Source organism: Clostridium sp. DMHC 10 (assembly GCF_001270375.1).
Classification (GTDB): Bacteria; Bacillota; Clostridia; order Clostridiales; family Clostridiaceae; genus Clostridium_S; species Clostridium_S guangxiense.
In genome coordinates this window covers 644477-669494 of record NZ_LGVB01000015.1, presented here as the reverse complement: position 1 = coordinate 669494, position 25018 = coordinate 644477, and the positions used below count along the sequence as shown (strand labels likewise).

Here is a 25018-nt window from a genome sequence, read left to right as displayed (position 1 = left end):
GTCAATGCCGTAATTTTATATGATTTCTCATACATAATCTTGACATAAAATACGTTATATTATATTATTAGATTAGCATTTTATGAAGCCTTTCGTCCCTTTGGATGGGAGGCGTTTATTATTAATAAAAATAGGAGTGATTTTTTAATGGTTGCAAAAGAAGTAAGAACAAGATTTGCACCTAGCCCTACCGGTTATATGCACATTGGAAATTTACGAACTGCTTTATATACTTATTTAATTGCAAAACATGAAGATGGTAAATTTATATTAAGAATTGAGGATACAGATCAGGAAAGATACGTTGAAGGTGCTGTAGATGTAATTTATAACACCCTTAAAACAACTGGTTTAAAGCACGATGAAGGTCCTGATATAGGTGGTCCGGTAGGTCCATATATCCAAAGTGAAAGAAAAGGACTTTACCTTGAATATGCAAAGAAATTGATTGAAAAAGGTGAAGCTTACTATTGTTTCTGTAGTAAGGAAAGACTTGACATTTTAAAGACAAATTCAGAAGCACTAAAAAGACCTTTTAAGTATGATAAACACTGCATGCATTTATCTAAAGAAGAAATTCAAGAAAAGCTTGATGCAGGAGTTCCTTACGTTATAAGACAAAACAATCCAACAGAAGGTACTACAAGTTTTGATGACGTTATTTATGGAAGAATTTCCGTTGACAATTCTGAACTTGACGACATGATTTTAATAAAATCTGATGGATTCCCTACATATAATTTTGCAAATGTTGTCGATGACCATCTAATGGGAATAACTCATGTAGTTAGAGGAAATGAATACTTATCTTCTGCTCCAAAATACAACAGATTATATGAAGCCTTTGGATGGGAAGTTCCTATATACGTTCACTGCCCACCAATAATGAAGGATGCTCACAGCAAATTAAGTAAAAGAAATGGCGATGCATCTTTTGAAGATTTACTTGCAAAAGGTTATCTAAAAGAAGCTGTTTTAAATTACATAGCACTTTTAGGTTGGAATCCTGAAGGAGAAAATGAAATACTATCTCTTTCCGATATGATAAAGGTATTTGATTATAAACATATAAACAAATCTCCTGCTGTTTTTGACCCTGTAAAACTTAAGTGGATGAACGGAGAATATATAAGAAAGCTTTCCTTAGAGGAGTTCCATGAACTTGCTTTACCATATTACAAAAAAGTTATAAAAAAGGAAAACATAAATTTAAATGAAATAAGTGAACTACTTCACACTAGAGTTGAAGTATTCAGTGAAATTCCAGACATGGTAGATTTCTTTGATGAACTTCCTGAATATGATATAGAAATGTACACTCATAAAAAAATGAAAACAAACACTGAAAACTCTTTAGATGGACTTTTAAAATCTCTCCCTATTCTTGAAGAATTAAAGAACTGGAATTTGGAATCCATTCAAACTACGGTAATGGGATTTATTAAAGAATTAGGTGTAAAAAATGGTTTAATATTATGGCCTTTAAGAACAGCTCTTTCAGGTAAAAAATTCACACCAGGTGGCGCTTTTGAAATTGCAGATATAATTGGCAAAGAAGAATCCATAAAAAGAATAAAAATTGGTATTGAAAAATTAAAAAATGGCAAGTAACAACATTTTGGAATATTAAATAAAATTAATAAATCTAAGCGTCAAATTGTTAAAAGCTTAAGAGGTTTCAATAACTCGTCTTTGACTCAAACAAATTGAAATTTCTAAAGCTTTTAACAATTTGCCACTAAGATTTATAGAATTTTATTTAAACTATTCCTTCAATGTTGTTACTTCGCTGTGCTGACGAAAATCAAGGTAGATTTTTCTCCGTTTCTTTACGAAAAATACACTGTAAACGTATTTTGATGAAATTGTACTAGTCTATTTCAGAGAATATATTATAAAAATTTAAGTGATTACAAGAATTCATACCTAAAATTCCGTAGGCACGGAGGAATTTTTTCCTTGCACTACCGTGAGAGCGAAATAACAATGCTGAAGGAACGATTTAAAAAAATACTAATAAATCTTGGTAAAAAAATCATAAAACACTTAGATATTTCAATCTGTCTGAGCGATAGCGAGTTATTGAAATATCTTAGTATTTTATGATTTTTTTACCTTAGATTTATAGGATTTTTTAATGTGACAAAGCATTGTTATTTCGCATTTTTATTTAAATTCAATTAAATCTTTTCCAAGCTTTTTTATACGTGCAAGAGAATAAACATCATATCCTCTTTTTTCCAATGTTTTACGTCCAGGTTGAAATGACTTTTCAATAACAATTCCTATCCCAGAAACCTTTGCCCCACATTCTTCTACCAAACGTATTGCACCTAAAGAAGCTTCTCCATTGGCTAAGAAATCATCAATTATAAGCACATTATCTTCTTTTGATATATACTTTTTTGACAAAGTAAGTTCATAATCTGAACCCTTAGTAAAGGAATGTACAGTAGTTTGATAAAAATCATCCTTTAATACTTTTGATGTTTGCTTTTTTAGTATAACCATAGGTATATTCATTTGCATTGCAGTCATAACTGCTGGAGCTATACCTGAACTTTCAATAGTAAAAACCTTCGTAATTCCTTTATTTTCAAAATATTTTTTAAAATATGTCCCTATTTCATACATCAATTTAGGATCAACTTTATGATTCAAAAAAGAATCTACCTTTAATACTGACTCATTAAGTGCATGTCCTTCTTCTAAAATCTTTTTACGTAGTTCTTCCATATTTAAACACCTCGTATATTTTATTTTTAGGTTTTGTTTTAAATAAGCATAAAAGTTAATTTTTATGCTTACTTAAAACATATCTTACTTTTTCTCTTTTAGTATAAGATTTAGTATAAGTGCAACAATTGTTCCAGTTGAAATTCCAGACGAAAAAATCATTTTTAAACTTTCTGGAAGATTCGATAAAATCTCTGGTCTAAAAGTTACTCCTAACCCTAATCCAATTGAAGTTGCTATTATAAGTATGTTTCTATTATCTAGTTTTACATTACTTAAAGTCTGAATTCCAGCAGCAGCTACTGTTCCGAACATAACAATTCCAACTCCTCCAAGTACTGGCTGAGGCATTACATTTATAATTGCTGCAAATTTAGGAAATAAGCCTAGTATAACAAGAAGTATTCCAGCTGTCATAGTTACAAATCTACTTGCAACCTTTGTAAGGGGTATAAGACCTACATTTTGACTAAATGAGGTGTTCGGCATTGCTCCAAATACACCTGCAAGCACACTTCCAACTCCATCTGAAAGTATTCCTTTAGAAATTCTACTATCGTCCTCTTTAATACCAGAAATCTCATTAATAGCCCTTAAGTTTCCAACAGTGCTTATAACAGACACACAGTAAGCTGGAATAAAAGGCAAAAGCACATCTAAGTTAAATTTTATACCATGACCAAAAACCTGTGGAAGAGATATTATGTTTGCCTTAGATACCGATGAAAAATCAACCATGCCAAGGCAAATGCAAATCACATATCCTACTGCCATTCCTATTAAAATTGATGCACTGCTAAAAAGTCCTTTTCCATAATGATTTAATAGCAGTGTTATTAAAGTAACAACTAGCGCTATGCTTATATTTCTTAAGCTTCCATAATCATGCGCTCCAGAGCCTCCTGCTGCCCAATCTATTGAAACTGGTAAAAGAGTAAGCCCTATTAAGCAAACTACAATACCTGTTACAATTTTCCGGAAATAGCTTCATTATATACTTAATAAAAAAACTTAAAATTATTACTAAAAAAGCTCCTAATATGGTAGCTCCAAATATACCTGCTAAACCAAATTTTTTACCTACCACTGCAGCAGGCGCAACAAATGTTATATCTGTTCCCATAATACATGCTACACGTGCTCCAATAGGTCCTATACCTTTAGATTGTATAAAGGTAGCAATTCCGGCCATTAAAATTGCAGCGCTTATCAAGGCTGTAGATGTTTTTACATCAAGTTTTAGTGCAGCTGCTATAATTATTGGTACTACTATGATACCACCAAAAGCAGCAAAAATATGCTGAAATCCCAATAAAATTTGAGATAATAACTTTGGTTTATCGTCTACTTCATAAGCTAATTCAATTTGTTTTTCATTTTCTTTTTGTGTCTCCATCTTTTTCTCCCTTACATTTTATTATTGTATGCAAAAAATACCTCATAAATATATGAAGTATTTTTGAAAACAATAGCACAATAATTCAAAAACACCTCGTAGTCTGCCCATTTAAGGTTAGCAGGTAGAAACTTTCGGACCATATTACCGATTATATACGAGTTTAAAAAATCACAATAAAAATTATATCATATTTTATCAACTATTGTTTATATTTTTAATTCAATTTTAAATTTAATATAGAAGACCACTTTCTTTTTTAATTACTTTTATATTTTTAGTAATACTTATGCTATCATCTTTCTCCAAAGTAACAGTTATATTAGTATTCTTGCCTCCCGCTCCATCAATTCCAAATGCAGTTAACACATCAGCTCCAGCTATAACATCACTTTTACTTTGATCTGAATCGCTAATGTTTTTGCTATTATTTGCCACTTTTATTATATTACCATCATCTGATTTTACTACAACTTTTACATTATCATCTTTTGATGAATATATTGGTTCTCCTTTTTCATCTGTTCCTATTTTAACCTTTACTATAAAATCAACACTTCCCCCTTCAGGTATAGTATTAAAAGTCAAACCTTCTAATTCAATATCGTTGTTTGTTATATTTATGATATTTACTTCAAGTTCAGCAGTATCAGAGTAATTTCCTGCTTTATCTTCTTCTCTTGCATATACAGTGCAACTATTTGTAACTTTAATGCTTGTGTTTTCAGAAGCACCTTCCGTCCAATTTACTCCATCCAAGCTATACTCTCTCTTGTCAATACCAGACCCATTTTCTCCGTCATTTCCAAATTCTATTAAAATGTTCGCCTCTTTTATAGAAATGTTTCCATCCTTGTTTGTTATCTGAGGCTTTGGAGGTTTTATCTTATCTATTTTAACCTCCTTTTGATTTATAGCGCTCTCGCCTAAAGTAATTTTATCAACAGTTTTTGCCGCAATTTCATGTTTTCCATCATCTCGCATAACAACTGGTTCTATATAATCAGTCCAATCCCCATCATCTATTTTGTACTGAATCTTTTGTAAACTATCAGGGAAATTAGCAGGTTTCACTAAAGTAGCAGTAACATTCGTATTATTCCATCCATTCGTGTTAGGAGCAGGACTTAATTGTATATCTGGCGCCGTCAAAGTTTGAAATTCAAATATGACAGTTGGTTTAGGATTATCATAAGATAAATTTATATCTTGAGTGCTACTACCAACTAAACTATATCCAGTGGTATTGTCTACAGATACTTTATAACTACCGGAAGCCTCCTTTAAAAACTGTGTTTGCCCCGTATTATCTGTATTTTGACTCACGACCTCACTATTCGGTCTTGTAATGTTAATTTTAACTGATGGAGTAAATACCCTTCCAGAGCTATCAACACACTTTACGTAAATGTCTCCCTCTTTAACATTAAGGTTGTAGTCATATTCATAATTCTTCTGAACTTTGCTATCGAGATTTAAGAAATTGTATTTAAATAAATTTTCAACTTTATAACTTCCTTCACTGTTAAGCTTAAGGGTAAAGTTTTTTGGTGTGTTTGGATTATCGATATTTCCTGACTTAAAATTAATATCCTTTAAATTTAGATCCGAGCTTTCTACTACATCAGCATTACTGCCATTTGCAGTATTTATACAATTTAAAGATAGCCCATCATTTTGTAATGCTGCAGCATTATTATCACTAAGAAACATTGTATCTGTAATTGCGCTAGTAGAATTTATAGCATTTATGCTAAGACTTGTCTCTGCAGTATCGCCTACTAAATATCCATTTTTAAGCCCAGATACACTTGCACTAAGAGTTGGTTCATCTACGTATTTAAAATTAATAGTTTTTTCTCCTTTTGCATTTTGAGTATCCAAAACTTCAATTTTAATTGATACATCTGCATTTGTTCCAGCTAATTCTTTTAATTTATCCTTCGGTATAGATACCTTTACTTCATCTCCAGAAGTCATTGTTTTATAATCACTTATACCGTTACCATTCTCATCTACCAATTTATCATTAATATAAATATTTCTTCTCAATGCATCTTTTTTTTTCATCATTTTGATCTGAATCCTGTGCCATAAAACTAAAATCAAGTGAATTTTGACTTTTTGATACCAATTGTCCCTCGTTTAAATTAAACACATTTACAGTAGGTGCATGATTTGCCGTCCTAGCAGCTTTAACAATGGTATTTAAGAACATTTCCTGCTCATCTTGACTATCCCTAGGAGAGCTATGACCTGTACCTGAATAAGTTATATTGCCTTTAGAATAAGTGTAATAATAATTTCTAGGGTCATTTACATTTCCTGCACTTCCACCAGTATTTATTACCCCACTTAAATCATACCATGGCACAACATCTTCATCCTCTAAATTAAGCTGAAAATATTGATGATGCGTTTGAGATATATTTAAAGTGTTAGGATTAACGTTATTTCTGCCTAAAACATATGGATATTCAGAAAAAACTCCGTCATTCACTTTAGCCGCCTGTTTGTGATCAAAATAATCATGAGCCCCCAAGATTTAGGTTTTTCATTATTATAATCATTATGAGATAATATCATATCTGTTGTAAAACCATATGATGGTATTCCATCAGCATCTGGATAGCTATCATGAGGAATTTCACTTCCATCATAATCAGTTTCATTAGGATTATTTTCATCTACATATCTACTTTGTCCTAAATAGTCCCTAAGCTTTTTATTAAATTGGAATCCATACATATTCTTTTTCTCAGGACTTAAATAAGCAGAAAGAGTATCATGTGTAAACATAACGCTTTGACCAGTCTTTATAAAATCAATTATAGCATCCGTCGCATTTTCAGTAAAACTAGATTTTCCATACATATCTGCAAATCCAATTATGACCATATCATAATTTCCATTAAGAGATAGCATTGAATTTTTTACTTCATTTAGATTAGCTTTGGCATCATTAAGTACTTCAAGATAATCTATTGGATTCCACCATGAACCACCATACCTTCCGTATTTGTTGTAATTATTTAATGCGGTATTATAATCATTTAAAGCCTCATTATAGGTTGACTGATATTCTTTATCATTGTATTTATTAAACTCATCACAACTCTTTTTAGTTATTTGAACATTATAGTATCCTTGTTGTTGTAATTGAACCTTTGTTAAATCTTGTGTCAAATCCAATGAATTACCTTTAGGATATATCTGCAGTACTCTTATTGGGACCACATTATCGCTTTTATAAAGTGTATATCCATACTGATAACTTTTGACATTCGTAACATCATCCGTAACCTCAAGCTTCCATGCATTAAGCCAACAAAATAGTCAGGCACCATATAACTCAATTGCAGGTTAGCCCCACCTGTCTGTTTATTTACCGATGCATAACTTTCATAATCCTTAAAAAGCCCGTCCCCATTCATATCACAATATAACTTAGTAGTAAAAGTATGAGAAGTGTCACCACTTATATCAAATACAAAATTCATATTTCTGTCCGGATTATAATTTTTCAAATCACCAGTATAGGGGAGTGGAGAACTTTTTATTGTAACAATAGGTCTTTTGTTAGAATTGTTATAATAATTCGTTATTAAGCTTGAAGTTAAATTTGAATCCACAGCTTTAAAATTAGGCATATTCTGATAGTTTTTTAGATTATTCCACAGCTTTGATCCATCAAGTTCTTCATCCTTGAATATTGAACTGTCAAACAAAAACAACTGTCCTGATTCTATGTATTCCTTAAGTTCTTTGGCTTTTTTATCCGTAATATCATTTTCGCTATAATATTCTACATGACCAGGGTCATTCTGATTGCTTTCACCAAAATCGACACCTGTTTTTGGAGCTTTTGTACCAACTTTACTGTACTTAATTGCATATGCATTTTTACCTGATACTTTATTTCCACTATAGGTTGTAACATATTTTGTGTGGGTTTTATTCCCAACATACACAATATCATACATTCCGTTTACTTTATCTATTTTGCCTATGAATTCTGACATAGGCATTTGTGTAATATCAACATTATTTGAAAACATGTTTTTGCTTAAAACATACTCATCCCCTGGTTCTATTTCAAGTATCTTTAACTTAGCTGCATCATTGTTATCTGCTGCCTTTACATTTTTCACATTTATATTTAAATTCATCTGTGCTAGTACAAAAACTAATATAAGCACTAAACTAAGCATTTTCTTTATATACTTATTCATTGCTTCACCCCACATAAATTTACTTTTCTTTCCAATCTATGATTCTAAATTTAAGACCATAAGCATATTCATTAATATTTTTTAAAAGAAAATCGTTTATAGCAACCATATCCGGCTGACTAAATTGACCTACTGCAGTACTTGGAAAAACCGCTTCTGCATGCTGATTAGAAATATTATAATAACCTTCTAATCTTACATACGGCTCAGGGTCATCATCATAATTCATAATATATTTAAGTATTGATTTTTTAGATTCATTTGAAGTTACACCTATTATTTCAACATTTGGTTGAGGATTAAGATCTTCTCCATTACTCCTAAATACAACTTTTCCTTGTGTTCTATCATAATAAGCAATATCCTTATTTGAATCAGTAAAATTAGTGTCTTCACTTTTGCTTATTTTATAGTGTACACCTCCTATAGTTATAGTGCTTGCATAAATATTGCAGTTCCAAAACCTAATTTTATTTTCTTCTGATGGAGAACCAAAATCAATATCACCATTACAATATATTACATAATTCACCAAAGGTCTCTTTATATTACTTGCTTTTATATCTCCATTAATAAATATAACTTTATAAAAGGTTGAATATTGAAGCATTTTTTCAAAGTCATTCTCACCATCTTTATCTACAATTTTAATATAGTCATCCAAGTTGTAATTTTTAATCTTATTATAATCGGCCGAACCCTTTGCAGCTTCTAACATTTTCATATATCTATCATTTTGAGATGTTGGTATCCAGCTTTTTTCTATCTCTTCCTTAGTTGCACCCCAATTAGGATCTCCATTCTTAATTCTATCTTCAATATAATCATACATTTTAGATACAATACTTTCCAAATCAGTTGTTTTAGGATTGTTCTCTTTATACGCAATTAAATCCCACTTTTCTTCTGGTTTTCCATCCGAATTTTCTTTTGCACTCTTTACAACTGTAAAATTATTATTTCCTGCTGGCGCTCCGCCAGTTGCAGAATCATTAAATGTAAATTTATCGGAACTATCATAGTCTGTACTAGTCAAAGGGTTATCAAACAATCTATCAAAGTATATATTAGAAATATTTTGTTCATCTATATATGCCTCTATAGTTTTAGTTACTGATTGATATTTCCCTGTAGATGTTATTTTTATACACTTTTTATTTGTTCCCGTCACGCTATCATAATGTGAATCTACATTATCAATAGTCACATTTGGAGCATTGCTTTCCAGCTCTTTATTTATGCTTTCAATATCAGAATCAGAATAAATATGTCCTTTACTAGGATCTTTTTCAAAATCAAGATATTTCGTCCAATTGTTTTGTTGTGCTATTTCTGTTTTAAGTTTTGAAATTCCTTTATCTATTCCTGTTTCTGCAGCTAACTGTGCTTTGTTTACCCTATCTATGTGTGCACTTGAAATTCTATTAGTAGATAGCAGCACTAAAGCAGAAAGAGTTAGTGCACTTAAAATTACAATTACACATATTACATATATGAGAGCAAATCCACCTTTTTTACTCCTATGCACTGCTAATCATCCCCCTCATATTTTATTTTTGAAACACACATAGCATAACTTTTTTTAATGCTTGGATATTTTTTACCCTGAAGTGATATTGTAATATTATAAGCATTATTTTTATATCCATCAGTAGCTTCCACAGAAAATTCATTTACATTTTTAGCCACAACTTTTCCGCTGCTTCCTTGTAGTAAACTTATAGAACTTGCCTTTTCATCAAGCGGTACCTCGAAAGTATCACTGTCGCCTTTGATGTTGTATACAAGATTAAATTTTCCATTTTGTTCATAGACAAATTTACAACTCCAATTTTCAGGAATATTTAAGTGCTCAATTTCATTATGGCTTAATTGCTGTGGATAATCCTCTTCCTTGAAATCTTCTTTATAATCCAGTATTCTTCTTCCACTCTCCACCTTTCCATTTTCATCTTTATGCAATGAAAAAGGACTATTTGAATTAATTTCAAATCTTACAATACTTATATTGCTTGAAACATCAGTCTTTTTGGCATAAATGCAATTGGTTCCATCCATTCCTTCTATATAAACAATCGGTTCATAATTACCTTCAAGTCTATTAAATAATGTAGAAAATCTATCATCATTTGAAAAATTTGATATTACTGAATACTCACTTTGTTTTGCCTTTTTTATATCCTGAGATATTTCCGTAACTGCCGTTTTACAATCAAACTGCAAATCAGCTTCTTCTTTTTCATAACTGTATATTTTAAAGCTTCCACTTTCGAAATAAAATACTCCAAGTGAAAAAATAGCCATCATTGCTACAACCGCCATAACCTCTATTAAAGTAAATCCCCTATGTTTCATTTTCATGCTATCACCTACTTACACTAGTGCTTGCCTTTGCCATAGAACCAGCCCCTGCATTCATATCCCATACTGTTACACCTGTATTATAGACATTATAAAACCATCCAACATCAACATTACCCTTATTAACCTTTTGATTAACATCCTTGGTTATCGTTATATAAGCTGCATACCTTTTTCCAGAAGCCTTCTTTTCATCATATTTAATAACATCAGAGAAATTAGAATTAACACTATCCGCCACGTTTATAAATGAACTGGCATCTTTTAGAGTATCTTTCAACTCCTCATAATTAAAATAAATAATATAATTCTTGGTTTCTATACTTTTATCACCATCAATTTCATACACATCTTCTAAATTAATAAGCTTCCTATTATTTTTAAAATCATCACTTGTTTCATTGCTAACTTCCTTTGCCTTAAGCTGCTGAACCAAATCATTTGCGGCAGAATACGTAGAAAACTTTATATTTTCTTCTCTATAAACTTTTGCTGAAAAATCTATTGCAAGAACTATGCTAGAAGATGCTACTGCAAATATGGCTATTGCTGCTAAAACTTCTATTAATGAAAATCCTTTATGCTTTACATTTATCATTAATACACACCTCAGAAAAACAAATTTTTAATTTTCAGAACTAAAATCATACTGAATATTACTTTTATCTTTGCTGACAATATAAAAATAATTTGCAGTTATACTAAGAGTAAAATTTTGATTTTCTTTGCTATTTTCATTTGAAACTATATTTGCATTATCTACTTTTGAAATTCTATTTGTTGATTCAATACCTTTTAAAAATGCCATAACGCTTTCTTTGGTATCACCAGTCACACTTATACTTACAGGTATTTGCATTAAATCTCCATTATTTTGGGATGATCTTTGATCATTCGTTCCTTTGTTCTTGCTGCTATTTAATCCTGTATATAATTGGGGTCCATCAAAAGTTAAACTTGAAACAACAACCTTACTACTTGTTGCTATACTCTGTATATCATATTCAATCTCAGGATTTCTCTCATTTACTGGCAGCTTGCTTTGAGAGGCATCATATTCATCAGTAACTTTTTTCAAGTTTTTTTCATGCTTATATTTTGTAATCTAACTGTCTCCATCTGATCTTCCTTTAACTTTAAATCATTTATAGCACTTTTACTTTGACTTATAGATCTTAATGATGGAAAAAATACAAATTGGAAATACACTGCTAATACGGCAATTACCGCCAAAACCATTAATATTTTTTTATCTCTTTGTGTTATTTTTTGCATCTAAACCATCTCCTAAGTTTACAGTAAACTTATAACCATTATTTGAACTTGAATTTGAATTATCATCTTGTAAATTTGTTACATTTGTAAGTCTTGCATTTGCATAATTATATGCCATTTGAAGATTTGCAACCCAAGCAGCTGGTGCCTTACTATTAGAAGTTTCTCCTACTATCGTTATTCCTTCTTTATCGTCAAAACTTATAGAATCAAATTTGATATCTGATGAGACACCTTTACTTATATCTTCAATCTTTTGATTAAGCATCACCTTATTCTTAGTAAGTTTATCTACAATTTCAATTCTAGACTTATATTTAGAAATTTTTTTTGTTAATAAATCATGCTGAGCCTGCAAATTATTAAGTTCCTTAACTTCATACTTAGCACTTTCTTCTTTATTAGAATAATTATGAGCTATAATAATTGGAATTGCGCAGGCTACAATAAATGCGATTATTAAAACTACTGAAGTTACTTTAACAGAACTAGAATTTATAATACTTGTCTTATATTTTCTTTTATTATCAGGTATTAAATTTAATTCCTTTTGCTGTTTCTTAAAATAGCTCCATACGCATTCAAATAATGCTTAAATTCACTTTCATCATTAAAATTTATTTTCAATTTTATACTTTCCGCATTATTAATTACAGCTGCGTCTGTACCCATAAAATTCTGAAGATACGCTTCTATTCCATAAATTTTGGCCCCTTCTCCAACAATAAATACTTTATCTAATGTCTTTTTCACTTTACCCGCAGTATAAAACTTAACAATTCTATCAAAAGCTTTAAAAATTTCATCAAAGTTGCTTTTTATGTCCTTATATATGTCCTCCGAATAATTTTGTTTTGCAAAAATTAAATTTTGACATAAAATAAAAATAAGCTTTCTCATAATCAATATTTAGATTTTTTGAAATTGCGTCTACTACATTTGAAATTCCTTTATTGACTTCCTTTTCAATAAAAATCTTACCATGATGTAGTATTACAATGCTGGTACTTAAATTTTCTATGTCAATAACACCTATATTATTTATTCCATTTGTTTTATCAAAATAATTCTTAAATGTTCTCGAAATACTTATTGGAAGTATATCAATAGCTTTTAGCTTCATTCCAAGTTTTTGGGTAAGCTCAACATAACCATTAATTTTCACTCTCGGAACTGCAGCAACAAGAACTTTATATACCTTCTTTTCATCTGTATTAATTTTATCTATAATTTGATAATCAATATAATAATTTACTCCTTGCCTTGGCAGATATTGTCCTATCTCCATAATAGCTGCTTTTCCAACCTGTATTTCTTGCATTATGGCTATTTCTGTATGCCTTATTATGGTATCCTTTCCATGAATTGTATATACTATATTCTCTGTAGTAACCTTGTTAGTTTTTATAAATTTTTTTAAAACCTCAGTAATAGCCTCTACATCAACTATCTTATCATCTTCTATTGCTCCCTCAGGTGTATTTATAATTGCATTTCTAGATATTTTCCCCTTATTTCCAACCAATATTTTTATGTATCTGTTTTCTATTTCTACAGACATAATGTCCTTTACCATAATATTGCCCCCTTTAATCATGACATATATAGTTAACTTAAAATACTAAAATTAGTTAGAATTTTTTAATAGCATTTAACTTTGCTAATTTATAGAGTAGGGTGAAGGTTAATTTTCTGCTTTGGCAGAAAATTTTAAACTTACTGCTGACACCAATTTTTTTAATTGATTTGCTTAGCTATGTTAAGCTTCCTCGCTTTTATAATTAAAGATTTTTCGTAGTTAAACGTAGAAAAATCCACATTCACTCTACTCTTTACTCTCTAAGCTCTGCTCTTAATATAATTACTTGTGCAACCTTTATAAATAAAATTTAAATATTTCAGCCAACTTATCTATATCATTCCTAAGTACCAATTAACAATTCCTGCTCCAAATAATACAGCAATAATTGAGCTAACTGCTATAAATGGACCAAAAGGTATGTAATCTTTTTTTTTCTTCTTTTTAAGTAAAATTAATGTAATTCCTACTACACCGCCTATTACTACAGCCAAAAACAACATAAATACAACACCTTTAATTCCTAAAAATAATCCACAAATAAGACATATTTCCGCATCTCCTGTTCCCATTCCATTAGCATTAATTATTATATTAGTAACAATTATTACAATTAAAATAAGCCCTCCGCCTATAATGCCTCCCAAAATATAATCTAAAATAGAAAATTGATTAATGAAATGTACTTTAAATAATGTAAAATTTAAAATAGATAAAATTATAAAACTTATTATTCCTGTAATTATAGTTGAAGTATATACATCTGTTGTATCCAAATCTATTAATCCTATAACTATAATCAGTGAAGCAAAAATGCAAAATTTAATTGTATCAAATGCGAAGCCATATTTTAAATAAATAGCTAAAAAAATAATTCCCGTTATACATTCAACTAACGGGTATCTATATGAAATTTTGGTTTTGCAGTATCTACACTTTCCTTTTAAAATTATCCAGCTTATTATTGGAAACATATCGTACCATTTTAATTTTTTTCCACAACCCATGCAGTGCGAAGGCGGAAAAGCTATGGATTGCTCCAGTGGTATTCTAAATATGCATACGTTTAAAAAGCTTCCAATTATAGTACCAAATATAAATATGAAAAAATATATAATAAACATAATGTCTCCTCTCTATAGATATTCAATTTAACAGAATTTTATCATGATATAGCTAAGATAAAATTCCTGTATAAATATTATCTTTAATAATATTGAGAGAAATCGCTCCAATTACCACTATTATCGTCAATTATGGATTCAAGCTCATCTTCAGTTTTGCTCTGCAAGTTAGCTGGTATTGAATTTGATGGTGCTAAATTTGGATCTCCTTTTATAGTGTCATTATTAGTAATAGCCGTTGTGTAATTGACAATTTGATCAGGAGTATCTGAATTTGCCTTAGCTGTTCTTATTACATTAAGTACAATTTTTGCATTACTTCTTACAGTTGCTATTTTAGAATTGTGTACATATCCCATTACATTAGGAATCAAAATTACTGCAAGAATTACCAAAATTGCAACTACAGCAATAAGTTCAATGAGTGTGAATCCTTTTTTCTTTTTTCTATCTTTTAATAACTTCATTTTTATTTCCCCCTACTTTTAATTTATATTTAACAGATTCAAATAAAAAATATTTTAATCGTCCCTCCCCGTTTTAATATTATAAAAACTTTAAATATGAATCTGCTGTATGCATTATTAATGCTACATTTGAAACACTATTGTACATTTGAAAAATTGGAAGAATTATTGATAAAACTATAAAACCAACAACAAAAGCTAGTAAAATTATAATCAGAGGTTCAATTAGTGTTGTTATTTGTGCCACTGTTGTTTCAACCTCTCCATCATAAAATTCAGCTACCTTTTTTAATACATCTTCCAGTTCTCCAGATTCCTCCCCTATTTTTACCATTTGAGTGAGCATTGGTGGAAATAGATTTTTCTCTTCAAAAACTTTTCCAATACTTGAACCTTTCTTTATATTTTCTTTTACATCTTCAAGAGAATTTTGTATAAATTTATTGCCTACGATATTTCCGCATATATCCATACTTTTTATAATTGGTATGCCGCTGGCTACAAGCATCCCAAAAGTTCTTGCAAATCTTGATGTTACAATCTTATAATTTATTTTTCCAACAGCCGGCATTTTAAGTTTAAATTTGTCTAAAGGCTCAAGATTCATGCTGTATTTTCTTGCTATTTTAAGCAAAATTATAATAACTGGAATACACAAAATTATAAAAATAAAATTATGTAAAACAAAATTGCTAAATCCCATTGAAACCTTGGTTGGCCACGGTATATCATTTTTTCCAGAAATGCTTACAATATTATTTATAAGCATAGGAAGAATTTTAATCGCTAAAAAATTTACAACTACAAGGGCAAAAATTGCTACTACCACAGGATAGGTTAATGCTTGTCTAACTTTTTGTCTTTGCTTAAATTCACTGTAATAATATTCAGACATTCTAGTCATAATTTCATCAAGAGTTCCACTAGTTTCTCCTGCAGCCACCATATTTACAAGAAGTGAGGGAATTTCCCTATGCTTCTTCATAGAATCCGCTAAACTTTTTCCTCTTTCTACTTCATCAAATACTTTTGAAATTATCTTCCTTAGTTTCCTATTTTCTGTTTGCGTTCCAACTATATCAAGTGCCTTATTTAAGCTTATCCCAGCATTTAAAGTATAGGAAAGCTGTCTGCAAAATATAGATATATCTTTTATACTTATTTTTGAAAACATATCTATATCTGCATTTAATCCTGATTCATTTTCTTCTCTAATTGAAACAAGCCAACAATTCTTTTTTCTTAAATAAGTTGCAACCTCATTTTCATCTTCTCCTTCTATTCTTCCATTTTCAATCGTTCCTTTTATTGTTTTAGCCTCATACAAGTATACAGACATCAACTTCCCCCCTACTAATTGCCTAAGAATGCTATTTTTATCAATTCATCTATAGTAGTTTTCCCCTCATAAACCAACTTCTCACAAGAACTTCTTATAGTGCTCATACCATTTTCTATTGCTTGCCTTTCAATGAAATCGATATCAGGATTTTCTACTATTTTATCTCTCATTTCTTTTGTTATCTCCATTATCTCATAAACTCCAGTTCTACCTAAATATCCAGTTCCATTACATTTAGGGCACCCTTTTCCCCTATATAAAATTATTTTTCTACTGTTATCAATTCCTAATATTTTTTTTTCATAAGCTTTTGCTTCATACTCTTCCCTACAATTAGGACATATACGTTTAACAAGTCTTTGAGCTATTATTCCACTTAGTGAATTTGCCACAAGATATGGTTGAATTCCCATATCAAAAAGACGTATTATTGAAGCTGCCGCCCCATTAGTATGTATTGTGCTTAAAACCAGATGTCCTGTTATTGCTGCCCTTACCGCAATTTCAGCCGTTTCATTGTCTCGCATTTCTCCAATCATTATTATATCTGGGTCCTGCCTTAAGATTGCTCTTAACCCACTTGAAAAAGTAAGTCCAGCTTTTACATTAACATTAACCTGATTTATACCTTCCATCATGTACTCAACTGGATCTTCAACAGTAACTATATTTCTGTGTTCATCATTAAGTTCTTTTAATATGGCATAAAGAGTTGTAGATTTTCCGCTTCCCGTTGGTCCTGTTGTAAGTATAATTCCATATGGGCTTTTAATTATATTTTCTAGCTTTTGCATACTTTCTTTGCCCATACCTAACTTTTCTTTACTTATATTTTTACTGTCATTTTTTAAGATTCTTATTACTGCCTTTTCACCAAAATAGTTGGCAAAATAGATACTCTTAAATCAATGTTTTTTCCATCTATAAAAACCTTCATTCTTCCGTCTTGTGGAAGCCTTTTTTCTGCAATATTTAAATTGGATATTATTTTTATACGTGTCATTATCGCCTGCAATGATTGTGTTTGAATTTTTTGCTTTTCGTGAAGCTCGCCATCAATTCTATATCTTACCCTTATGTATTTTTCAAAAGGCTCTATATGAATATCACTGCTTTGCAGCCTTACCGCTTCTCTTATTATAAAATCAACGAGTTTTACTATAGGCGCTTCGTTTACATTTTCTCTAGAAATGCCAGCTTCATTGTCATCTATTTCCTTAGGGCTTATATTATAATTTTTTGTTGCTTCCGCTGCTGCTTTTTCAATCTTTTGTGATGTATAATAAGTTTCAATAGCTCTTCTAATTTGTGTTGATGTAGCAATCATAGGTACAACTTCATAACCGGAGGCTATTCTTACATCATCCAAAGCAAACATATTCATGGGATCACTCATGGCAACATTTAGCTTGTCCCCATTAAATGATATTGGAATTAAATTATACTTTTGTGCAAGTCCTTCTGGTATAGTTAATACTGCTTTTTTATCAACAAAATATTCATCAAAATAAGCTTTTGGTATTCCTGTTTGCATTTGAAGAACGTCAACTATTTCATCCTCTGTAACAATTTTTTCACTTACCAATATTTCTCCAATTCTTTTTCCCCTATATTTTTGCTTTTTAAGTGCGCTTTCAAGCTGCTCTTTAGTTATTATTCCGTAATCAACTAATAAATCACCAAGCTTTTTACTTGCCACATATTTCATCCCCAGTACTATATGTAATTTAATTGTATTTAAAATAATATTTCTTTGTTATTACATAGAATGAATTTTATTCCATATTTTTATTATATATCTTTATATTTTTATTTACAACCATATAATATACGTTATATACATTTATTACATTTTTTATTAAATTTTGTATTGTTTTTTACAGTATAATACTATATTATAGTTGTATTGTTGAAATAAGGGGGTAATAATTTTGCATTACAAATTTTTAAATAATAAAGCTTCAAATGGTAAGTTAATACTAAGTTTACTGTTTATAATAGGCATTATAACTTCCTTTTGTATTGGTTCTAATTTTAATGTTATAAATGATGGTTTTTGGCATATAAAATCTGGAGAGTACATTTTAAAAAATGGATTTGTACCTAAAAATGCTGTATTTTCATGGTATGGTCTTGAAAAAAACCTTAAGTGGATAAATCACGAATGGCTTTTTGGAATAATTGCTTATTTAATTTATTCTATAAATGGCTTTACCTCCGTTACAATATTTATGGGATTATTTAATGTTGCATCATCAATTTTAGTATACATATATTCTTTTAAACGCTGCAAAAAATTTTTTCTTATCTCTTATATGTTTATATTTTTACGTACTTTTTAGTTTTTATACTATGTCTTTTAGACCAATGATGTTAACTCGAATTATGCTTCTAAACTTTTTGCATATTACTTGAAAATAAAAAATTTATGCCAAGCCTTATAGTTTTAGTCTTAGGAATAAATATCCAAGGTGGAGTTTATCCATTATATCTATTTATATTGGGATGCTATACACTTTTTAAACACTATAAATACTTTATTGCAGCATTTATATGCATATTAATAAATCCATACACCTACAATCTATATTTATATGATTTTAATCTTTTTTCTTCTTTTAAGGGTACTCCTAAAATTTCTGAATGGAATTATACTCAAATTTATAATTACAAAATGCTGCTCCTAGTTATAATTCTAAGTGTTCTCATATACTGGCTTTCTAATATATCGCTAAGAAATGTTATTTTTTCTGGCGGGCTCATTTTTTTGTCTATAACTGCCGTAAGGCAAATACTTGTATTATTTATGCTGCTTCCTGCTGTCATATGTCCTTTCTTTGAAGAAAGCATATGGAAATTTTGCAAATTATACTATAAGCCTAATATTACTATAAAATTTTTAGAGGATAAATTTAAAAAATCAAAAGAGAAGATAATTATAAGTACTTTTTACGCTTTAGTATTAACTCTGTGTTTTTTTGCTTCAGTAGCTTTTCTTGATGACTATACAAATAAATTATTTATAAAACATCAAAATTATTCAATTACTTTGTATAACTCTCAATATCCTATAGATGCTTGCACCTACATAAACAATAATCCTAAAATTAAAAATTCCAAAATATTTAATGACTATAATACAAGTCCTTACTTAATTTTTAGGGGGATTCCAACTTTTGTTGATAGTCGAACCGATATATTTATCAATGGTTTTAATAAAACTAATTCCTTTATCGACCAAGGTAACGCTACTAATGATTATAGGCAAATGCTGTCTGTTTTAAAAAATTACAATATTGATTTTATTTTTATGAAAAAAGACTATATGAATATACGAATAATAAAAAGAACGAATATAGTGAGTTCTGTATATGAGGACCCTTACTACATTATTTTGAAGGTAAATAAAACCAATCTTAAAAATGCAATAAATAGAAATGAATTTTTTGAATAAATAAGATCTTTTTTAATCAGTTGCCATAGTATTCTTTATATATATCCCAATTAGAACTATTATTATCGATAATAGCTTGCAATTCATTTTCGTCGGCGTTTTTTAAATTTGCTGCTGGATCCTTAGAAGTTTTAAAAGCTGAATCTCCTCCTTTTGAATTATCCACCGCATCATCATAAGTTGCTATATTTTCAGAATCTGGTGAAGAAGCTCTGGCGGTTTTAATTACATTTAGGACTGTTTTAGCATCATTTTTAACAACCGCTATCTTTGATTTATTTATGTATCCAATTACATTTGGCACTAATAACAAGGCAAGAATCATTATAATTGATACCACCGCAATTAATTCTATTAATGTAAATCCCTTTTTTGTATTTTTTAAGTGTAAAGTCATTTATTGCTGCCTCCTGTCACAATTTATTAATATCATAAAGATCATTCTATAAATAAATTGTGACCAGATTTTGCAAAAATAATCATACGTAATAAATAAATCTTACTCGCCTAATTTGTGTGCATACCTAGACCAGCTAATTAACATATAAAATAAGCTAATTACATCCTGACCATTATATCTTAAAATTTTTGTTTTCTTTTCATCTGGCATTCTACTAAAATAATCATCATCCTTAATTACCCTATAAAATGTCTTTGCAAGAGTTGCTCCACTTATTAGCTCACTTTCTCTTGAAATATTGAATATCTTTTCTAAATTCTTAAGTCCTATAACCTTTCCTGCAATTTTTTCATATTCTTTTTGTAAATCAATTGACTCAAAATATTCATTTACTTTAATGTTGATATTATTTTTTTCAAATAAATAATTTATAATTGTAAAATCGTTATTTCCCGAAAAGGTTACTATGTATTCCTTATCAAGCTCATTTTTAGCTTTATAAAAGTATTCTTTTGCCAAATCAAGTATCCTTAAAGCATCGGATTTATTTTCTATCATATATTGAGTTATTTTTATTTTTCTTAAAGCTTCATCATAATATGCACATCCGAAAACTCCAATACAAACTGGCTTCTTATAAATATAATGTTCTAAATCAAAAAATAGTGCTTTTTTATATATTTCATTATTACCATTTTTCTCAAGGCATTCTTTATTATTTATACCATTTACATGTATATATTTTTCTTCTACTATCACTTTTACCACTCTTTCTAAAAGACTACGTAATTATTATGTCCTATAAATATTATTGTAACACAATATATGCATAGTTTGCACAATGTGTTTTCTGTTTATAAAATAAATATGCAGGATTTGGACTTACACCAAAATCCTGCATATAATTTAATCTTAAAGTTTTGTTTCTATATATTTTCTTATAGCATCTATTTGTACAAGTGTTTGTAATATAAATTCACAGCCAGCAACATACGAATTGTCATCAATATTAACCCATTTTACTAGAGCCATACACCAAAACGAAGGATTATCATCAATTCTAAGAGAAAAATTAATAAAATCTCCAACATTTAATTTAATTTTACTTTTAAAGCAAATCCCTTGCTCTGATAAATTTATTGCCTTTAATATGAACTCGCCTGTTCCATATTTTTCATGAACACTCTCATTATTTACTCTTGGGTATAAAATTTCAACTGGAAATTTAATTCTGTATTTTTTTCTTTTTTCACTTTTATACTTATATTCTCTATTATCGTAAAAGCTTGATTGTGAAGTTAATGACACATAAATCCCCCCTAATAATTTACCCTTTTATTCATAAGACAAGGAAACCAGACTTTAAGCATAATTTACTTATGCAGCATAATATATTAGAAAATTATTATGCACAAATAAATTTATGATTAACCTAGTTTCCATGTATAATACAACATTATTTTATATTATTAGGGATTATTTTTCAATAAATCTTTAACATAATCTTGAAATTTCAATGCTACTTCTTTATCCATAGGAGGTATATCCTTAAGCCTATATTGAATTCCTAATTTATCGTATTTTGTGTTTCCAAGAGTGTGATATGGCAAAATTTCAAACTTTTCTATAGACCTTAACCTTTTTATAATTTTCACAAGGTCATCCATAGCCTCATAATTGTCCGTAATACCAGGAACCATAACATGTCTTATCCATATCTTGCATTTAGCTTTATTAACGGCCTTCAAAAATTTATAAAATTCACCCATGTCTCCACCAGTAAGGGTTTTATATCCATTCCCATTTACATGCTTTATATCTAGAATTACTGTATCCGTATAGCTTAATATTTCTTCATAATCTCCTTGTCCAAACCCTGCTGTATCAAGTGCAGTATTGATTCCATTTTCTTTACACAGTTTTAAAAATCCAAGCAAAAATTCTGGCTGCATAAGAGGTTCCCCTCCTGAGCATGTAACTCCTCCACCTGATGCTTTAAAATACGGTTTAAATTTCTTTACCCTATTTAAAAGTTCAATAGGACTTATCTCCATACTCCCACCGCTAAAATTCCACGTATCAGGATTATGACAAAATGCACATCTAAGTTTGCAACCTTGAAAAAATACAACTACTCTTATACCTGGTCCATCAACAAGTCCCATCGTCTCTATAGAATGAATTTTACCCATATAATCACCCTCTTATACTCTTTCGTGGAAGGTTCTGTTTACAACTTCAAGCTGCTGCTCCCTTGTAAGTTTTACAAAATGAACTGCGTACCCAGATACTCTTATTGTAAGTGTAGGATACTTTTCAGGGTTCTCCATAGCATCGAGAAGCATTTCCCTATTCATTACATTTACATTTAAATGATGAGCACCTTGCACAAAATATCCATCTAAAAGTGCTTTAAGATTGTTTATTCTAGAATCCTTATCTTTTCCAAGCGCATCTGGAATGATAGAAAATGTATTTGATACTCCGTCCTGACATACACTTCTGTAAGGTATCTTAGCAACACTATTTAATGATGCAAGAGCTCCATTTTTATCTCTGCCATGCATTGGATTTGCTCCTGGTGCTAAAGGCTCTCCAGATTTTCTTCCATCCGGTGTTGAACCTGTCTTTTTACCATACATTACATTTGAAGTTATAGTTAAAGCTGATAATGTATGTTCCGCATCTCTGTATGCTTTAGTTTTTCTAAGCTCTTTTATGAATTTATTTACAATTTCTACTGCTATATCATCTACTCTATCATCATCATTTCCGTATTTAGGGAAATCTCCTTCTATTTCAAAATCAACTGCTATACCTCGTTCATTTCTTATAGGTTTAACCTTTGCATACTTTATAGCGCTTAAGGAATCAGCTGCAACAGAAAGTCCTGCTATACCACATGCTAAGAATCTATGAACATCAGTATCATGAAGGGCCATAAGTCCTGCTTCATATGCATACTTATCATGCATATAGTGTATAGTATTTAGAGTATTTACATAAAGCTTAGCTACATACTCTAAAGTTTTAAAATAATTTTCTTTAACCTTATCATAATTTAAAACTTCGTCATCTATTTTTTCAATATTAGGAACTACTTTATCAAACTTTTTTCTCATCTATTCCCCCATTTATTCCATAGAGAAGAGATTTTGCGAGGTTACATCTAGCACCAAAGAACTGCATTTGTTTTCCTATTTGCATTGCAGATACACAACATGCTATTCCATAATCGTCTCCATAAATAGGTCTCATTACATCGTCATTTTCATATTGAAGTGCATCTGTTTCTATTGACATTTTAGTACAATATTTTTTAAATGTTTCTGGAAGTTTTTCAGACCACAAAACAGTCATATTAGGTTCTGGTGCTGGTCCTAGATTTGTTAAGGTATGAAGAAATCTAAATGAATTTTTACTTACTAAGGTTTCTCCGTTTATTCCCATTCCACCTATAGATTCTGTAACCCAATTAGGATCTCCTGCAAACAATTCATTGTATTCTGGAGTTCTTAAATGTCTTTCTAATCTTAATTTTATTACAAACTGGTCTATAAGCTCTTGAGCTTGCTTTTCTGTTATAACTCCATTTTTTAAGTCCCTTTCGATATATATATCAAGAAAGGTTGATACCCTTCCAAGAGACATTGCTGCACCATTATTTTCTTTTATTCCAGCTAAATATCCCATGTAAGTAAATTGAACAGCTTCTCTTGCATTTGAAGCAGGCTTTGAAATGTCTATACCATAACTTTCAGCCATAGCTTTCATTTCCTTGAGAGCTTTAATTTGCTGTGAAATTTCCTCTCTTCTTCTTATTAATTCTTCTGTCATATCACCTTTTGATTCATTTAAATCAATTTTCTTTTGCTCTATTAAGTAATCTATACCATACAATGCTACTCTTCTGAAATCACCTATTATTCTTCCTCTTCCATAAGCATCAGGAAGTCCAGTAAGAAGTCCAACGTGTCTTGCAGTTCTCATTTCCTCAGTATATGCATCAAAAACGCCTTCATTGTGAGTCTTTCTGTATCTTGTAAATATTTCATATACATTGTCATCAATTTGAGAGCCATAAGCCTCTAATGCTTGCTTTGCCATTCTTACTCCACCAAATGGATTTACCATTCTCTTTAATGGTTCATCAGTTTGAAGACCAACAATTACTTCATTATCTTTATCTACATATCCAGGTTTAAAACTATTTATACCAGAGATTGTCTTAGGGTCAGTCTTTAACACTCCACCTTTTTTAATTTCTTCTAAAATTAAGTTTTCACATTTATTCCACACAGCTTTTGTCTTTTCAGTTGGATCCTCTAAAAAATTTTCATCGCCCTCATACGGAGTATAGTTTTTTTGTATAAAATTTCTAACATCAATAGTTTCATTCCATGCTCCTGTTTTAAAATCTATCCATTCTTTTCTCATTTTATCCCATCCTCTATTTATTATTTTAATAGTTGATAATCATTTTCAATTATGTTATAAGAATATCATATTTTAAATTTAGAGTCAATATTACTTATTTTCATATTTGTCAAAATTTTCTTACAATTATATTTAGCATATTTGAATAAAATATTATATCTTTCATAAAGAAGCTATATATTTTCAAAGTGCGGCCAACACTTATTTTCATTTTT

At 29.9% G+C, this 25018-nt stretch carries 22 protein-coding genes, 4 pseudogenes and 1 riboswitch; of the genes and pseudogenes, 3 read left to right on the top strand and 23 right to left on the bottom strand.

Translation table 11 applies throughout. The features are described from left to right. The first annotated feature begins 147 nt into the window (after nt 1–147). Entirely contained in the window at nt 148–1611 is a 1464-nt protein-coding gene (gene gltX / locus AGR56_RS05100) for a glutamate--tRNA ligase (protein WP_053241376.1), read from the top strand. Between the two features lie 555 nt (nt 1612–2166). On the opposite strand, the gene AGR56_RS05095 is transcribed toward gltX, so the two are convergent. The 18 genes and pseudogenes from AGR56_RS05095 to AGR56_RS05010 all read right to left on the bottom strand — a co-directional run bounded on the left by AGR56_RS05095 (nt 2167) and on the right by AGR56_RS05010 (nt 18220). Next, a complete protein-coding gene (locus AGR56_RS05095) occupies nt 2167–2736 on the bottom strand; it encodes a xanthine phosphoribosyltransferase (protein WP_053241375.1) in 570 nt (189 codons plus the stop codon). 84 nt (nt 2737–2820) lie between these two features. Continuing rightward, nucleotides 2821–4132 (bottom strand): annotated as a pseudogene (locus tag AGR56_RS05090) (nucleobase:cation symporter-2 family protein). A gap of 79 nt (nt 4133–4211) precedes the next feature. Further along, nucleotides 4212–4313, bottom strand: a riboswitch (purine riboswitch). A gap of 53 nt (nt 4314–4366) precedes the next feature. Then, nucleotides 4367–6205, bottom strand: coding sequence for a hypothetical protein (locus AGR56_RS05085; protein WP_053241374.1), 1839 nt, complete (start codon nt 6203–6205; stop codon nt 4367–4369). Further along, nucleotides 6162–6632, bottom strand: coding sequence for a hypothetical protein (locus AGR56_RS05080; protein ID WP_053241373.1), 471 nt, complete (start codon nt 6630–6632; stop codon nt 6162–6164). Before AGR56_RS05080 ends, AGR56_RS05085 begins: the two co-directional genes overlap by 44 nt. After that, nucleotides 6629–7390, bottom strand: a pseudogene (locus AGR56_RS05075) (DUF5057 domain-containing protein); the annotation flags it as partial. The gene AGR56_RS05080 and the pseudogene AGR56_RS05075, both read right to left, overlap by 4 nt. After that, complete coding sequence (locus AGR56_RS05070; RefSeq protein ID WP_157055667.1) at nt 7357–8364, bottom strand: hypothetical protein; 1008 nt, start codon at nt 8362–8364, stop codon at nt 7357–7359. The gene AGR56_RS05070 and the pseudogene AGR56_RS05075, both read right to left, overlap by 34 nt. 19 nt (nt 8365–8383) lie before the next feature. Further along, nucleotides 8384–9892: a pilus assembly PilX N-terminal domain-containing protein gene (locus AGR56_RS05065; RefSeq protein WP_053241370.1), complete on the bottom strand. Its 1509-nt coding sequence runs from the start codon at nt 9890–9892 to the stop codon at nt 8384–8386. Between the two features lie 2 nt (nt 9893–9894). Further along, the gene (locus AGR56_RS05060) at nt 9895–10725 is read right to left on the bottom strand and encodes a prepilin-type N-terminal cleavage/methylation domain-containing protein (protein ID WP_084756875.1); all 831 of its coding nucleotides are present in this window, start codon (nt 10723–10725) and stop codon (nt 9895–9897) included. A gap of 4 nt (nt 10726–10729) precedes the next feature. Next, nucleotides 10730–11323: a prepilin-type N-terminal cleavage/methylation domain-containing protein gene (locus tag AGR56_RS05055; protein ID WP_053241368.1), complete on the bottom strand. Its 594-nt coding sequence runs from the start codon at nt 11321–11323 to the stop codon at nt 10730–10732. A 27-nt stretch (nt 11324–11350) separates the two neighbouring features. Then, a complete protein-coding gene (pilO, locus tag AGR56_RS05050) occupies nt 11351–11803 on the bottom strand; it encodes a type 4a pilus biogenesis protein PilO (RefSeq protein WP_053241367.1) in 453 nt (150 codons plus the stop codon). Continuing rightward, nucleotides 11800–12000 (bottom strand): type II secretion system protein GspM, encoded by a 201-nt coding sequence (locus AGR56_RS05045; RefSeq protein ID WP_053241366.1) that lies wholly within the window; start codon nt 11998–12000, stop codon nt 11800–11802. Before AGR56_RS05045 ends, pilO begins: the two co-directional genes overlap by 4 nt. Further along, the gene (locus AGR56_RS05040; protein ID WP_053241365.1) at nt 11975–12358 is read right to left on the bottom strand and encodes a PilN domain-containing protein; all 384 of its coding nucleotides are present in this window, start codon (nt 12356–12358) and stop codon (nt 11975–11977) included. Before AGR56_RS05040 ends, AGR56_RS05045 begins: the two co-directional genes overlap by 26 nt. A gap of 182 nt (nt 12359–12540) precedes the next feature. After that, a complete protein-coding gene (gene pilM, locus AGR56_RS22585) occupies nt 12541–12900 on the bottom strand; it encodes a pilus assembly protein PilM (protein ID WP_053241364.1) in 360 nt (119 codons plus the stop codon). After that, nucleotides 12827–13576 (bottom strand): pilus assembly protein PilM, encoded by a 750-nt coding sequence (gene pilM / locus AGR56_RS05030; protein ID WP_053241363.1) that lies wholly within the window; start codon nt 13574–13576, stop codon nt 12827–12829. The genes pilM (AGR56_RS22585) and pilM (AGR56_RS05030) overlap by 74 nt, the downstream gene beginning before the upstream one ends. Nucleotides 13577–13911: 335 nt before the next feature. Beyond that, entirely contained in the window at nt 13912–14703 is a 792-nt protein-coding gene (locus AGR56_RS05025; RefSeq protein ID WP_053241362.1) for an A24 family peptidase, read from the bottom strand. An 83-nt stretch (nt 14704–14786) separates the two neighbouring features. Beyond that, a complete protein-coding gene (locus tag AGR56_RS05020; RefSeq protein ID WP_053241361.1) occupies nt 14787–15170 on the bottom strand; it encodes a type II secretion system protein in 384 nt (127 codons plus the stop codon). A 79-nt stretch (nt 15171–15249) separates the two neighbouring features. Continuing rightward, entirely contained in the window at nt 15250–16509 is a 1260-nt protein-coding gene (locus AGR56_RS05015) for a type II secretion system F family protein (protein ID WP_053241360.1), read from the bottom strand. 14 nt (nt 16510–16523) lie between these two features. Further along, nucleotides 16524–18220 (bottom strand): annotated as a pseudogene (locus AGR56_RS05010) (ATPase, T2SS/T4P/T4SS family). Nucleotides 18221–18443: 223 nt separating this feature from the next. Here AGR56_RS05010 and AGR56_RS05005 point away from each other — a divergent pair. Together AGR56_RS05005 and AGR56_RS05000 are read left to right on the top strand one after the other, a co-directional pair. Continuing rightward, a complete protein-coding gene (locus AGR56_RS05005; protein WP_053241359.1) occupies nt 18444–18854 on the top strand; it encodes a hypothetical protein in 411 nt (136 codons plus the stop codon). 86 nt (nt 18855–18940) lie between these two features. Next, nucleotides 18941–19966 carry a hypothetical protein gene (locus tag AGR56_RS05000; RefSeq protein WP_157055664.1) on the top strand — a complete coding sequence of 342 codons (1026 nt, stop codon included), beginning with the start codon at nt 18941–18943 and terminating at the stop codon, nt 19964–19966. 16 nt (nt 19967–19982) lie between these two features. On the opposite strand, the gene AGR56_RS04995 is transcribed toward AGR56_RS05000, so the two are convergent. The 5 genes and pseudogenes from AGR56_RS04995 to pflB form a co-directional block, all read right to left on the bottom strand. Continuing rightward, nucleotides 19983–20363 carry a type II secretion system protein gene (locus tag AGR56_RS04995; RefSeq protein ID WP_053241357.1) on the bottom strand — a complete coding sequence of 127 codons (381 nt, stop codon included), beginning with the start codon at nt 20361–20363 and terminating at the stop codon, nt 19983–19985. Nucleotides 20364–20465: 102 nt separating this feature from the next. After that, nucleotides 20466–21104 carry a ribonuclease H-like domain-containing protein gene (locus AGR56_RS04990; RefSeq protein ID WP_231016117.1) on the bottom strand — a complete coding sequence of 213 codons (639 nt, stop codon included), beginning with the start codon at nt 21102–21104 and terminating at the stop codon, nt 20466–20468. 174 nt (nt 21105–21278) lie between these two features. Continuing rightward, nucleotides 21279–21674 (bottom strand): PilZ domain-containing protein, encoded by a 396-nt coding sequence (locus tag AGR56_RS04985; RefSeq protein ID WP_053241355.1) that lies wholly within the window; start codon nt 21672–21674, stop codon nt 21279–21281. A 161-nt stretch (nt 21675–21835) separates the two neighbouring features. Further along, a complete protein-coding gene (gene pflA, locus AGR56_RS04980) occupies nt 21836–22558 on the bottom strand; it encodes a pyruvate formate-lyase-activating protein (RefSeq protein ID WP_053241354.1) in 723 nt (240 codons plus the stop codon). Between the two features lie 12 nt (nt 22559–22570). Then, nucleotides 22571–24803 (bottom strand): annotated as a pseudogene (gene pflB / locus AGR56_RS04975) (formate C-acetyltransferase). Nucleotides 24804–25018 lie beyond the last annotated feature (215 nt).